This is a genomic window from Agrobacterium sp. D14 (assembly GCF_001526505.1).
Lineage (GTDB): Bacteria > Pseudomonadota > Alphaproteobacteria > Rhizobiales > Rhizobiaceae > Agrobacterium > Agrobacterium leguminum.
The window spans coordinates 194633-208707 of sequence record NZ_ASXX01000042.1 but is presented as its reverse complement, the minus strand read 5'-3'; the positions used below and the strand labels follow the sequence as shown (position 1 = coordinate 208707).

Sequence of the window (14075 nt, the reverse complement as noted above, 5' to 3'; positions counted from 1 at the left end):
CACTTTATTCAAAAAAACAATTTCTTATATTGTATTATCATTTTTTACGTATTAAATATCACCCGCAATATTTATTATAAATTTAATTTCAATTCATCGATTTCTCAAAAATTTATGGGAGTGTAAAATGGCGTTAAAAGTAACTTTTGGTAATGGTGGCGCTGCTTCGGTCTCTTCGCTCACCAACCTGGTCGATCAGGAAGCTTACAAGCTCCTCACCGAATCCACAGCACAGGTCAAAAACGGTTCTTCGCTCGACTCCGGCGTGGTCAATGTCGGCGCGGTATCCGTTCCCGGCACCGGCGCGGGCGGCACGGTCGATGTTGGCTATGACCCCAGCTCGAACGGCTTCAAATTTGACGTATCGTCAGCATGGAATTCGGTAAAGAACGCTCTCGCCCAGTCCGACACTTCTGAAAATCTTACCTTCAAGGATTTCGTTCACGTCGACGTTTATCTCGGCGGCACCGGTTCGTCCACCGTGGAAGTTCTCAATGCCAAGCGTGGTAACATTACGACTGGCGCCGGCAACGACACGGTCACTGTCTCTGTCGTTTCGAACGACAAGGGTTGGGTCAACAATTTCAACATCGACACCGGTGCAGGCAACGACACGATCAAGATCAAGGCTGGCGCTGCATTGAATGACACGTCTGCGACTGGCACGGGTGGCCTTGCTGCCAATACCCCCGTTGTGAACGGCGGCGCTGGCGTCACCGACGGCAGCTTTACCTCTGTCAAGATCGACGCCGGTGCAGGTAACGACTCTATCGACCTGAGCGGCGTGAACCTCGCTTCATCGCTCGTAACCGGCGGCAAGGGCATCGACCACATCATTGCAAGCGGTGGCGCCGATACCTTCGTCTTCAATCTCGGCGACATGGCCAAGAGCTCCGCCACCGACAGCATCCAAGGCTTCAACGCCTCTATGGACAAGCTGAAACTGGTTGGTACGACCATCGACAACTGGGCGGTGAGGATCGACGATAGCGACACCATCCTCACCTACAACGTCACTGGCGAGCACAAGGGCGAAAAGATCGTTGTCGCCGGTGTTCACCTGACCGGCAGCGACTGGTTCACGGCGTAATTCTCTCGAAGAGAATTTCATTATTTGCCGCTTAAAAAAATCGTGGCCCGGAAACATCCGGGCCACGATTTTTTACATATGCGACCGCCGGCACTTCATGTCAGCCGTCGCAATCTTCCAAAGTCAGGCAACCTTGACCTGAGTACCCATTCTACGCGTTGCGACGATGACCAGCACCCCGGCAAGCGCCAGGCAGAAAGCAAGGAAGAACATCGGCGCAATGGTGCTGCCAGTCTGATCCTTGATCCAGGGCACCACATTCTGCGCCACGAAGCCACCCAGATTGCCGACGGAATTGATCGCGGCGATGCCGGCGGCCGCACCTGCTCCCTTGAGGAAGCGGCCGGGCAGGCTCCAGAACACCGGCTGGCCGGCAAAGATGCCTGCGGCGGCGATGCAGAGGAAGGCGAACTGCAAGACCGGATCGCTCAGCAATGCCGACATCAACAGGCAAAGGGCGCCGATGAAGGCAGGACCGACGATATAGGGCGTCTTGTTCTTTGCCTTGTCGGCGGCCAGGGGCACAACGAACAGGGCGATGGCCACGATCACCCAGGGGATGATGTTGATGAAGCCATTGGCGGTGTTGGAAACGCCGAAGCTCTTCACGATGGTCGGAAGCCAATAGCTGAGACCATAGGCCGCCAGCGGAAAGCCGACATAGCAGAGGGCCATGAACAGAACGCGCGGATTGACCAGCGCCTTGAAGCCGTCCTCCGCATGCTCTTCCATGCCCTTGTTTTCTTCGGTCAGCCGGTTCTTCAACCAGTTTTTCTCATCCTGCGTCAGAAACTTCGCCTTTTCCGGAGTATCGTCGAGATAAAAGAAGGTGACGATGCCGGCGATGACGGCCGGGATACCCGTGGCGAGGAATACCCATTCCCATCCGGCATAACCGAGGAAACCATCCAGATCGAGCAGCATGCCGCCGAGCGGTGCGCCGATGGCATTGGCAAGCGCGCTGAAAATCATGAACAGGCCGATCATGCGGCCGCGATAATCGCGCGGGAACCAGAGCGTCATCAGGAAGAGCACACCGGGGAAGAAGCCCGCTTCGCAAAGCCCGAGCAGGAAGCGCAGGATGTAAAACATCGTGGCGTTCTGCGTATAGGCAAGCGCGATGGTGACGGCGCCCCAGGAAACCAGAATGCGGGCGAACCATTTGCTGGCGCCGAAACGATTGAGGAACAGGTTGCTCGGCACTTCGAAGATGAAGTAACCGATGAAGAACAGCGAAGCGCCAAGACCGTAGGCATATTCGCTGAGGCTCAGCGCATCGACCATCTGCAGCTTGGCATAGCTGACATTCTGGCGATCGATATAAGCGATGAGATAGAGAAGGCCAAGAAACGGCATCAGCCGCCAGGTGATCTTCGAGATAAGGGCTTTTTCGGATACCATATGCTTTTCCCTCCCTTCGATTTCTCGTCGAAACGCAAATGATAAGGGAACCCATCTATATGTGCATCGCAAAATACGCAAGTTGCATTGCATCATAACCATTGGAGAACGCCAGCAGGACGGGGCCGTTACGGGCCTTCAACCGTGATGCAGTGCATATAGAAAATGCCAAGCCGTCGCGTTCCGGGCTATGCGCATTGATATTGCCGTAAAACCGGCGATCTGCTATGAAGGCTGCCATGGGATCTAAATTCGGATGTCTCGCGCAGAATGTTTATGTGCTGCAGGACCACAAGCGTCTGCCGGCACGGTTCTTTGCGCGTGTTTCCGGGGCGCTCACCAGCCGACTTAGGCTCGCCTGACAGCACCGCTGTCCACGCCTTTCTGAACCCTGATTACCCTTTTCCATGACAAGGCATAGAGCCATGAGCGCACCCCGCACCTTATATGACAAGATCTGGGACGACCACGTCGTCAATCGTGACCCGGACGGAACCTGTCTTCTCTACATCGACCGTCACCTCGTCCATGAGGTGACGAGCCCGCAGGCCTTCGAAGGCCTGCGCATGGCCGGTCGCCCTGTGCACTCACCTGCCCGCACTCTGGCCGTCGTCGATCATAACGTTCCGACCACGGCCGACCGTCTGGAAGGCATCAAGAACGAGGAAAGCCGCATTCAGGTGGAAGCGCTTGCGCAGAACGCCAAGGATTTCGGCGTCGAATATTATTCCGAGCGCGACAAGCGCCAGGGCATCGTTCACATCGTCGGCCCCGAACAGGGCTTCACCCTGCCGGGCATGACGATCGTGTGCGGTGACAGCCACACCTCGACCCACGGCGCCTTTGGCGCACTGGCGCATGGCATCGGCACCTCGGAAGTGGAGCATGTTCTGGCGACCCAGACGCTGATCCAGAAGAAAGCCAAGAACATGCTGGTGCGTGTCGACGGCAAAATCCCTGATGGCGTTACCGCCAAGGACATTATCCTCGCCATTATCGGCGAGATCGGCACGGCTGGCGGCACCGGCCACGTGATCGAATTTGCCGGCGAGGCAATCCGTTCGCTCTCCATGGAAGGCCGCATGACGGTCTGCAACATGACCATCGAGGGCGGCGCCCGTGCGGGTCTTATCGCACCTGACGAAACCACCTTCGATTACATCAAGGACAAGCCGCGCTCGCCGAAGGGCGAAACGCTGGAACAGGCCATCGCCTATTGGAAAACGCTGAAATCCGACGAAGGCGCCCATTATGACAAGGTGGTCATTCTGGATGCGGCCAACCTGCCGCCCATCGTCTCCTGGGGCTCGTCTCCGGAAGACGTGACTTCCGTTGAAGGCATTGTTCCCAATCCCGATGACATCGAGGAAGAAAACAAGCGCGCTTCCAAGTGGCGTGCGCTTGACTACATGGGTCTCAAGCCCGGCACGCGCATCACCGATATCGCCATCGACCGTGTCTTCATCGGCTCCTGCACTAACGGTCGCATCGAGGATTTGCGCGCGGCGGCGAAGATCGTCGACGGCCGCAAAGTCGCTCCCACCGTTTCGGCCATGATCGTGCCCGGCTCCGGTCTCGTGAAGGAACAGGCGGAAAAGGAAGGTCTGGACAAGATTTTCCTCGAAGCCGGTTTCGAATGGCGCGAGCCAGGCTGCTCCATGTGCCTTGCCATGAATGACGACCGCCTGAAACCCGGCGAACGCTGCGCCTCCACCTCGAACCGCAATTTCGAAGGCCGTCAGGGCTATAAGAGCCGCACCCACCTCGTCTCCCCCGCCATGGCGGCGGCGGCGGCGATCGCCGGTCATTTCGTCGACGTACGTGAGTGGCAATAAGCTCCTGAGGCCATCGTTTCAGGAAAGCCACCCGTCCCCACAGGGGCGGGTGGCTTTTTATTATAGCCCCTGCAAACGCCGCTGCGGCTGCGTGCCGTGCAGAAACACGGCAAAAGTATCCCAAGGCGGCGTGATGGAGAGCTGGCTCAGAATACGCGCGACCTCGCCTCTGTGAATGCCCGCATGCAGGACCATATGTGAGATCATCTCAGCGCGGGACATGTAACCCTTGTCCCCGTCCGTGAAGGTGAAGGCGACGAATTCGCCAAGCGATACCGGCGATGTTTTCTCGAGATAATCGAGATACCAGCCATCGAGAGCGGCGACATCCTTCGCAAGATCATCCAGCTGCGGCGTTGCCTCGGTATTATCCGAGAGAAAGCCATGTGCCGTTCCGGTGAGGTGACCCGAAAAAATCCTCGCGACGACGTAATAGTGATTGATCAGCCGGATTGCCGTGTGCCGTTGGGATGCATTTTGGACGGAATCGAGGTGTTTCAGCTTCTCGAACAAGTCCCTGTTCGCCCATTGGTGATAGCCGAGCAGGCTCCTGAGCAGATCCCTCATCACAATATCCTTTACATCTGAAAAATGTGAGCACTATGTTTATATTTTCGCCATGGAGGGTGTCTTGTCTACTCGCATTGCAAAGCGGAAGACCGAGATGCGCAAGGAGCCGCGTCAGGAGCGTTCGCGGGCCACGGTCGATGCCGTCATTCACGCGGCGGCTCGCATTTTGAGCGATCACGGCTGGGCGGGTTTTACCACGAACAGGGTCGCCGAAACGGCTGGCGTCAGCATCGGCTCGCTCTATCAATATTTCCCGGACAAGATTTCAATCGTGGAAGCCGTGCGCCATCGTCACCTCGAAGACTGTCTCTCCGTCATGAAGAGCGTCTCGCAAAAGCGGCAATCGCTTGCTAGATTCGTGGAAGAGCTCGTGACCGGCATGATCGGGGTCCACAGCATCCATCCCGGTCTTCACAAGGTCCTTCTGGACGATGCGCCCAGCCACGAAGGGACGAACGATCCCAACAGCGTTTTCGAACAGGAATATCTCGGTCTCTACGCTGCAGCGATCGCGGCACATATGACGGCCGGCACAAAGGGCGAAAGCAGAACCGCGGCGCTGATCGTATCCGATGCCATTGACGGCATCATTCACAATGCCGCCCGCCGCGGAGAATTGCAGTCGCCCAAAGTCAGATGGGAAATGATTGTACTCGTTCACGCCTACCTGTCTCAGGCAACCGGTGAATGAGAGGCCGTCAGCTCATTCAGAAATGATCTTCACCCGTTGACCCGGCTGGATGGTGGCCGTGGCGCTCATGGCATTGATCATGCGGAACATGTCGAGCTTACGGTCGGTTCCCATCATCCGCGCCGCCATCGTCGCCACGGTTTCACCGGGCTTCACCGTCACCACCCGCACCCTGAGCGGCTTCAGCGAGGCGATTTCCTGCGGCGTCATCTTGCGGAAGCTGGTGCGCAATGTATTGGCGATGGAATCGAGCTGCGTATTACCCTTCGGCACGGCGGTCAGGAAACGGAATATCTGCTGGCCGACACGAATGACGGTCACGTCGAAGTCCCATTTATCCGCACTTGCCCGGGCTGTCGCAGCCTCCAGACCATTGATCTGGGTTTCCTTGACAGTTTCCGGCAACAGGCCGGCAACCCAGCCGCTGGTCAGGTAATTGGCAAGGCTCGTCTGTTTCGGATCGGCGACGCCGTCGAAACGGATCGCCATATCGCCCGGTCCCGTCGCCAGAACGGCTTCGACCTTGTTGTCGATGACGAAACCTTCCGGCACATCGAAACGAATGCCGAGCGTTCCGTGCAGGAACGTCTGGCCGCGGACATAACCTTCCTGCGGGCTATCGCCATAAAGCAGGCCGTCTATGCCATCCAGAAACCAGTCGCGACCACGATCCCCGACCTGACCGTCCTGACCGAAGGCGCGGGCATGACGGCGCGCAAGCTCGATGCGCTGCGGCGTGTTGGGGTGGCTGGAAAGGAAGTCGAGGCTCTGGTCGTTTTCGGGATCAGCCGAAGAGAACCGCGCATAAGCCGCCATGGAATCCAGAAAACGCGGCGAGGCGAAGGGGTCGTAACCGGCCTCGCCCAGCATCCGCACGCCGATCACATCCGCCTGCAATTCCTGCTGGCGCGAAAAGGCCGCGAGCCGTAGCTTGCCGCGCGCAAGCGCCTGCTTGCCGGCAAGATCGCTCGACAGCACTTCGGCCACCACGCGGCTGGCAATCACCTCCGCCTCTTCGCGGCGCTGGCGTTCGATGCCGTGATTGGCGGTGACATGGCCCATCTCATGCGAAAGCACGGCGGCCACTTCCGAAGCATCGTTGGCAAGCGCCAGAAGCCCGCGCGTCACGTAAAGATATCCACCCGGCAGCGCAAAGGCGTTGATGGCCGGTGAGTTGAGGATGGTGATGCGGTAAGACTGTTGCGGATTTTCCGAAACGGCGGTCAGCGCACCGGCAATGCGCGCGACAAGCCGTTCCGTCTTGGCGTCACGATATTCACCGCCATAACTCGCCACGATGCGCGGATGCTCGCGCGCGCCCATCTGGGCGCGAGGATCGTTCTTCTGCACCTCTTCCACAGTCTGCGGATTATCCGACGGGCGCAGGGTGGACTGGTAGGCCGGGCTGAAGAGAGACTGGCACGACGACAGGAACACCGCAGACGCGGTCAGCACGGAACAGGCGGCAGCCATCCTGCCCGAACGGCGAAGGCCTGAACGGGAGAAGAGCCTCCACTGTGCAGTCATGCTATTTCTCATTCTCTATGCCTGCCCCTAACGTTCCTGATCATCCGTTAATTGCAGACCAGAATAACAGATTCGCCCCAACGGGCGATGAATGCCGAAACGGTAAAAACGATCCATCAAGTCCGGATTATTCCTGAAGAACGCAATAATTCCCATCTTTTCTCGGGCAACAACTTGAAACTGGCAAGTGCAAATTAGCGCCATTGAAGTCATCTAAAGCGATTGCCAGCGGCACACGTCGAAAATAAGGCGATCACCCGTTCAGAAAACTGTCCACCGCCTTCACATTTTGTGTGGCGAAGAAATCTGCGGTCGGGCCGACATAGACAACCCGGCCGCGATCAAGAAAAACCACCTGCTGCGCCAACTTCTTTATGTCTTCGGGATGGTGGGTGACAATAATCACCGTGTTTTTTGTTTCTCCATGCAAGTCGAGAAGCAGGGAGGTCATGCCCGCCCGCAGTCCCGGATCGAGTGCGGCAAAGGGCTCGTCGAGCAGCATGACTGGTTTTTTCCTGACCAGCGCACGCGCCAGCGCCGCCCTCTGCCTTTCTCCGCCGGAAAGCGTGCCCGGCAAACGTTTGTCGAAACCCGCCAGACCGACACGTGCAAGCGCCATCTCAATCCGTTCCCGGTCTTCCACCCGCAATTTCAGCCCGGGGCTGACACCGAGAGCGACATTGGTGAAGATATCGAGATGCGCAAACAGATTATTATCCTGAAAGATCGATGAGACCGGTCTTTCCGAAGGATCGAGCGCCGTCATGTCCTGCCCGCCGATCATCACACGGCCGGAATCCGGCGCCTCGAAACCGGCGACGAGGTTGAGAAGCGTCGACTTGCCCGAACCGGACGCGCCGACGACGGCGGTTATCCGGCTCTGCGGGAATGCGCAATCGAGGTCGAAATCCTGTGTTCCAAGCCGCAGCCTGACCTTGTCCAGTTCAACGGCAAAATCATCGCCTGTCATATGCTCGCCCTTGCTGATTGGGATTGCCGTGCAACACCGCCTGCGGCAAGCAGCAGGCAGACGATACCGAGAAGGAAGGCATAACCGGCGGCGTCATTGGTACGATAGCTGCCCATATTGCTATAAACCAACCATGGCAGGGTGACGAAACTTTCCGATCCGAACAGGGCAACCGCACCTAAATCGCCGAGAGACAGGGCCATGGCGAAGGAAAACGCCATGGCCAGCGGCCGCCACAGAACCGGAAGATCGGCGAACCGCAGCCGCGTCAGGCCCTGAAGCCCGAGACTGGCGGAAAGTCGGCCGGTGCGCAAAAAATGACTGGTGCAGGCCGGCTCCAGCACGCGCATGGCAAGCGGCAAAGCCATCAGCATATTGATGAGCGCCACGAGAACTGGCGCATAGAAGCTGACATCTCCGAAAACCCGCAATAACAGGAACCATCCGCTTCCCAACACGACAGGCGGCACCAAAAGCACCAGCGAAGACCCTGCCCCCAGCATGACGGAGAGGAAGTGCAGGGGTTGCCCCGCCTGCCGTCTGGAGCCTATCGCCTGGCGCGCGCCGATGATCGCCATGCAGCAAAGCACGACAAGGGCTGCGGACAGTGCGGCGATTGCAAGACTGGTCGCCGCCGCGCGCATGAAAATCGGCGCGGACAGAAGACGCGGCAGATCGGCCCTCAAACCCGAGACAGCGATGGCGACAAGCGGCAGGCCGATCAGCAGAACAGCGAACACGATTGCCGCCCCATCCCAGAGGCGGGCACCGATGCCCTTTCCGTCGAAACGGCGAAGGGAACGACCAAGCGAGGGAATTTCCGCTTCAGGCGACGGCAAAAAGGCAAGAAGGCCAAGCAGGATTGCGGTGAGGCCAATCTGCAAAACCGAAAGCGCAATCGCCCGCTGCGGATCGAAATCGAAGCGCAACGCCTGATAGATTGCCACCTCCAGCGTCGTTGCTGCCGGCCCGCCGCCCAACAGAAGAACGAGCGTGAAGCTGGTGGCGCACAGCATGAAGACAAGCCCGGCAATGCCGGGGACGAGACGCGCGACCGCCGGCCATTCGATAAAACGAAAAATCGAAACCGGCCCCATGCCGAGGCTCGCCGCCATGCGCCAATATTCGCCCGGAATGCGCTCCAGCCCGGCCAGCATCAGCCGCACCGAAAGCGGCAGATTAAAAAACACATGGGCAATGAGGATGCCGGACAGGCCATAAATGCTGAAAGGTTCATCCGCCCCGGCAAAAACGAGGGCCGAATTCAAAACGCCCTGCCTGCCCCAGATGGTGATGATACCGAAGGCGCCAACGATCACCGGCAGACCCATCGGCACCGCCATCAGCCTGACGATCCAGATCCTTCCCGGAAACTCGCGCCGACGGCAAAGCGCCAGCGCCACCGGCAGGCCGAGACAAATGGAAAGAAGGGTTGAAAGCGTTGCCTGATAAAGCGTGAAACGCAGGATGCGCAACGTATAGGCATCCATGATGCCGGCAGCGGACGCGCCGGCATCAAAGGACAGGAGAGCCGCAACCGCGAGCGCCATGAACAGGAAAACGGCGGCAAAAGCCGCCGTTCCGAAAATGATCGACCGCCGGTAATCGCGACGCAGCATCATGCGCGGGTGTGCCTCTTCCTCAATTCATGCTCATGGCGGCAAGCCATTCATCGATCCATGCCTTGCGGTTCTTCGCCACCTCTTCCGGATTCATCAGGAAAGTCTTCTGCGGCACCACGAGTTTGGAAAACGCCTCCGGCAAGGGCTTCGAGGTCGCCGCAACCGGCATCATCCAGTTGTTTTCCGGAATGGCATCCTGAAAACCGGATGTCAGCGTGAAAGCAAGGAACTGCTTTGCCAGTTCCTTGTGCGGCGCGTTTTTGAGGAGACCGGAAACCTCGATCTGGATGTAATGTCCTTCGGAAAAGGCGGCGGCCTGATAACGATCCGTTTTTTCAGCGACCATGTGATAGGCGGGCGAGGTGGTGTAGGAGAGCACCATCGGCACCTCACCCTTGGTGAAGAGGCCATAGGATTCCGACCAGCCCGGCGTAACGGTGAGAATACGCTTCCTGAGCTTTTCCCAGGCCTCCGGGGCCTTGTCGCCGTAAACCGATTTCACCCATAGCAGCAGGCCAAGCCCCGGCGTGGAGGTGCGCGGATCCTGAATGACGATTTTCTGCGAGGGGTCGCCTTCCACGAGGTCTTTCAGGCTCGTCGGCGGGTTTTTCACCGTCTGCGTATCATAGATGACAGCGAAATGACCGTAATCATAGGGAACGAAAACATCGTCCGTATAGCCGCCCGGCACCTTGGCCGCCGATGCATCAATGCCGCTGACATCGAATAGACCGGTCTGTTTTGCTTCCGCGACAAGATTGGTGTCGAGACCGACGACGACATCCGCCTTGGACCCCGCCCCTTCAAGCTTCAGACGATTGAGCAGCGCCACGCCATCGGCCACGCCGACGAAATTGACCGTGCAATTACAAACCTTCTCGAAGGCCTCCTTCACCTTGGGACCGGGACCCCATTCGGAAACGAAGCTTTCATAGGTGTAGACGGTCAGTTCCTGTCTATCCTGTGCAACGGCAAGACCGGGCAGAAACAGCGAGGCGGCAATGAGGGAATTCAGGAAAAGACGACGGCGCACGGGTATCTCCTCAAAAAACGATAGGGAAATAGCCGCCTGCGTTAAAGCCGTCTAATCCCTCCGCCGGTATGAACCGGATCAGGTTCTTCGGGTTGGCAAGCCTCTCAGCCTTTTGCACCCAAGCGCAAAAGACACCCCGTTAGATCAAGATGATGGTGTAGTCCCGCCGTCCCTGATTGGCAAGATGGCCGAGGTCAGCCCTGCTCCGTCATATGCACCAGTTCCCAGACGTGCCCGTCGGGATCCTGAAAGCTGCCGGCATACATGAAGCCATGGTCCTGAACAGGCTTCCAGCCGCTGCCGCCGGAGGCAAGCGCCGTGGCGATCATCCGGTCGATTTCCTCCCTGCTTCCGGCGGAAAGACAGGTCAGAACCTCGGTGGTTCGCGTCGCGTCGGCAATGTCGCCGTTGATGAAATCGCGGAAACGTCCCTCCTGGAGAAGCATCACGAAGATATTCTCTTCCACGATCATGCAGAGCGTGCGGTCATCCGAATATTCCGGGTTGAAGCTGAAACCGAGAGCAGTGAAGAAGTTTCTTGATGTCTCGATATTCTTGACCGGCAGATTGACGAAAATCATGCGCATTTTCACAACTCCTCCAAACGAACGCCGGCATAGAACGGCAATTCTGCTTTTCTGTCAAAGGCCGAAGGAGGACCGGCCAAACGGCGAACTGATTGCCTTCAGCCCTCCAGTTCCTCGCGCAGCATTTCCAGTTCCAGCCATTCTTCTTCCATGGCCTCCAGCTTGTCGCGCAGCTTTGACATTTCCTGCGCCAGCGTGTTGAAGGCGGCCGGGTCCTTTGTGAAAAGTTCCGGATCGGCCATGCGCTGCTCGCGTTTTGCGATTTCGCCTTGCGCCTTTTCCATCTCCTTCGGAAGATTTTCGAGCGCGAATTTCTGCTTGAAGGAAAGCTTGCCCTTGGCCTTTGAAGGATCCTGCGATGCAGAGGCCGAAGGTGCGGCCTTCGCCTTTTCCTGTTTCTCAGCCTTGCGTTTTTCTTCCGCCGCACCCTTGCGCTGCGCCATCATGTCCGAATAGCCACCGGCATATTCGATCCATCGTCCGTCCGGCTCATCCGGATTGACGGGCGCGATGGTGGAGGTGACGGTGCGGTCGAGGAAATCGCGGTCGTGGCTGACGAGGATAACGGTGCCGGAAAAGCCCGCAACGATTTCCTGCAGCAGGTCGAGCGTTTCAATATCGAGATCGTTGGTCGGCTCGTCGAGGATCAGAAGATTGGTCGGCCGCGCCAGAATGCGCGCCAGAATAAGACGCGCGCGCTCGCCGCCGGAAAGGTTGCGGATCGGCGTGCGGGCCTGTTCCGGCTGGAACAGGAAATCCTTCATATAGCCCGTCACATGCTTCAATTCGCCGTTGACCAGCAGATTTTCACCACGACCATCGGTCAGTAATGCGCGAGCGTATCGTTGGGATTGAGATCCTCGCGTTTCTGGTCGAGCGTCGCGATTTCCAGATTGGTGCCGAGCTTCACCGTGCCGCTATCGGGCTCCAGCTGGCCGGTGAGCATCTTCAGAAGCGTGGTTTTACCGGCACCATTCGGGCCGACGAAGCCGATGCAATCGCCGCGATGGACGCGCAGCGAAAACGGCGCGACGATCACGCGCTCGCCGTAAGCCTTGGTGATGGCCTCGGCCTCGATGACCAGCTTGCCGGATTCACGCCCTTCGGTAACGGTCGCCTGCACCGTGCCCTGCGGTCCCTTATGGCCGCGATATTCCGCACGCATGGCCTGAAGCTCGCCAACACGGCGCATGTTGCGCTTGCGCCTTGCGGTCACGCCATAACGCATCCAGTGTTCTTCGCGCTCGATGGCCTTGCCGAGCTTGTGCTGTTCCAGTTCTTCCTCTTCCAGCACCTTGTCGCGCCATTCCTCGAAATGGGCAAAACCGCGACTGAGACGCCGCGACTGGCCACGATCCAGCCAGACGGTCGAGGTCGAGACCTTTTCGAGAAAACGCCGGTCATGCGAAATCAGCACCAGCGCGCTGCGCGTCTGCTGCAGCTCGCTTTCAAGCCATTCGATGGTGGGCAGATCGAGATGGTTGGTCGGTTCGTCCAGCATCAGGATATCGGGTTCCGGCGCCATGACGCGGGCAAGGGCCGCACGTCGCGCTTCACCACCGGAAAGGCTTGCAGGGTGTTCCTGCCCGGTGAGGCCAAGATGCTCCAGAAGATAGGTGACGCGATAGGGATCGTCACCGGGGCCGAGCCCCGCTTCGGCATAGGCCTGAACCGTGTCGTAACCGGCAAAATCCGGGGCCTGCTCGAGATAACGGATGGTGGCGGCCGGATGCCGGAAAACCTCGCCCGATTGCGCCTCGACCAGACCCGCGGCGATCTTCATCAGGGTGGACTTGCCGGAACCATTGCGCCCGACAAGGCAGATGCGGTCGCCCGGTTCCACCTGGAGATTGGCGCCGTCGAGCAGCGGGGTCACGCCGAAGGTCAGCTTGATGTCATCGAGTTTCAAAATTGGGGGTGCCAAGGCGTCAGGCTCCGGTCAGATCATAAGGGCGGGCGAGCACGATGGCTTTTCCGCTTTTCAGCGAGAAATGCACGGGGCCGCCATTCGCGACATTGGAAATAGTGCGGGACGAACCGAAAGCAAGCGCGAAATCCTTCAGCGGATAACGCACATTGCCGATATCGAGCCCCTCAAGGGCGGTAAATCCGGCAACCGAAAACAGCGAGGCGGGCGGCAAATCGATATCCAGCGAACCGGCAAGCAGCGGCCGCGCCTCTTCTTCACCGGAGGTCAGCGTGACGTCGATACCACGTTCGGCGAGCGCCACCGCGTAAAGGAGGTGCTGAAGCGCATGGTCGCTTCTCGCGCCTCCAAGCGCACCGACAAGCACCAGCGAATGCGCGCCACGGGAGAGAGCTTCCGATACCGCGATCTCACCATCCGTCACCGCCTTTGCGACCGGGTATGGCTGCCGCGCTACATCGGGCCAGGCCTCCAGCAACTCTTTGCTGGCGGAATCGAAATCCCCGACCCACAACTCCGGCGCAAGGCCAAGCGGCCCGGCATGGCGCATGCCGCCATCGGCCGCAATCACACGGCTGTCCGCGACCGCCTCTTGCAGACGGTCGGTTACCGTGACATCGCCGCCAAGCAGAATGGTGAAGCGCTCTTTATCCATGCCCTGCCTTATCGCACCTCGGCCAAAAATGGAAAGCGGAAACCCGATGAAATCGGCCTATATTGATTTTCGCCGGCTTCGGGATTATGAAACGCCTCAGTGGTGATTTGCCGACCGGCTTGCAGCCACTTTAAAGAAGTCGCTAAAGGGTCGAGGAAAAGGGCAAT

At 58.4% G+C, this 14075-nt stretch carries 11 protein-coding genes, 1 pseudogene and 2 riboswitches; of the genes and pseudogenes, 3 read left to right on the top strand and 9 right to left on the bottom strand.

Features of this window, described 5'->3' with window-relative positions; translation table 11 throughout:
* Window positions 1–127: 127 nt before the first annotated feature.
* Window positions 128–1090: a hypothetical protein gene (locus L901_RS20335; protein ID WP_020809487.1), complete on the top strand. Its 963-nt coding sequence runs from the start codon at window positions 128–130 to the stop codon at window positions 1088–1090.
* Window positions 1091–1213: 123 nt separating this feature from the next.
* On the opposite strand, the gene L901_RS20330 is transcribed toward L901_RS20335, so the two are convergent.
* Window positions 1214–2491, bottom strand: coding sequence for an MFS transporter (locus tag L901_RS20330; RefSeq protein ID WP_059759842.1), 1278 nt, complete (start codon window positions 2489–2491; stop codon window positions 1214–1216).
* A 425-nt stretch (window positions 2492–2916) separates the two neighbouring features.
* On the opposite strand from L901_RS20330, the gene leuC reads away from it, so the two are divergent.
* Window positions 2917–4326 (top strand): 3-isopropylmalate dehydratase large subunit, encoded by a 1410-nt coding sequence (gene leuC, locus L901_RS20325; protein ID WP_059759840.1) that lies wholly within the window; start codon window positions 2917–2919, stop codon window positions 4324–4326.
* Between the two features lie 60 nt (window positions 4327–4386).
* Here leuC and L901_RS20320 read toward each other — a convergent pair whose 3' ends face one another.
* On the bottom strand, window positions 4387–4893 hold the full coding sequence (locus L901_RS20320; protein WP_059759838.1) for a DinB family protein: 507 nt from the start codon (window positions 4891–4893) through the stop codon (window positions 4387–4389).
* A 97-nt stretch (window positions 4894–4990) separates the two neighbouring features.
* On the opposite strand from L901_RS20320, the gene L901_RS20315 reads away from it, so the two are divergent.
* On the top strand, window positions 4991–5587 hold the full coding sequence (locus L901_RS20315; RefSeq protein ID WP_059759836.1) for a TetR/AcrR family transcriptional regulator: 597 nt from the start codon (window positions 4991–4993) through the stop codon (window positions 5585–5587).
* A gap of 12 nt (window positions 5588–5599) precedes the next feature.
* Here the strand turns inward: L901_RS20315 and L901_RS20310 are convergent, their stop codons facing one another.
* From L901_RS20310 to L901_RS20280, 7 genes and pseudogenes are all read right to left on the bottom strand, one after another.
* The gene (locus L901_RS20310; protein WP_020010815.1) at window positions 5600–7060 is read right to left on the bottom strand and encodes a M48 family metalloprotease; all 1461 of its coding nucleotides are present in this window, start codon (window positions 7058–7060) and stop codon (window positions 5600–5602) included.
* Window positions 7061–7367: 307 nt separating this feature from the next.
* Complete coding sequence (locus L901_RS20305) at window positions 7368–8084, bottom strand: ATP-binding cassette domain-containing protein (protein ID WP_059759834.1); 717 nt, start codon at window positions 8082–8084, stop codon at window positions 7368–7370.
* A complete protein-coding gene (gene thiP / locus L901_RS20300) occupies window positions 8081–9706 on the bottom strand; it encodes a thiamine/thiamine pyrophosphate ABC transporter permease ThiP (RefSeq protein WP_059759833.1) in 1626 nt (541 codons plus the stop codon). The genes L901_RS20305 and thiP overlap by 4 nt, the downstream gene beginning before the upstream one ends.
* 19 nt (window positions 9707–9725) lie before the next feature.
* On the bottom strand, window positions 9726–10739 hold the full coding sequence (gene thiB, locus L901_RS20295) for a thiamine ABC transporter substrate binding subunit (protein WP_059759831.1): 1014 nt from the start codon (window positions 10737–10739) through the stop codon (window positions 9726–9728).
* A gap of 38 nt (window positions 10740–10777) precedes the next feature.
* Window positions 10778–10888: riboswitch (TPP riboswitch) on the bottom strand.
* 45 nt (window positions 10889–10933) lie between these two features.
* Window positions 10934–11326: a VOC family protein gene (locus tag L901_RS20290; RefSeq protein ID WP_003520331.1), complete on the bottom strand. Its 393-nt coding sequence runs from the start codon at window positions 11324–11326 to the stop codon at window positions 10934–10936.
* A 98-nt stretch (window positions 11327–11424) separates the two neighbouring features.
* Window positions 11425–13250 (bottom strand): annotated as a pseudogene (locus tag L901_RS27885) (ABC-F family ATP-binding cassette domain-containing protein).
* A gap of 4 nt (window positions 13251–13254) precedes the next feature.
* A complete protein-coding gene (locus tag L901_RS20280) occupies window positions 13255–13908 on the bottom strand; it encodes a thiamine diphosphokinase (RefSeq protein ID WP_059759829.1) in 654 nt (217 codons plus the stop codon).
* 89 nt (window positions 13909–13997) lie between these two features.
* Window positions 13998–14074: riboswitch (SAM riboswitch) on the top strand.
* Window position 14075 lies beyond the last annotated feature (1 nt).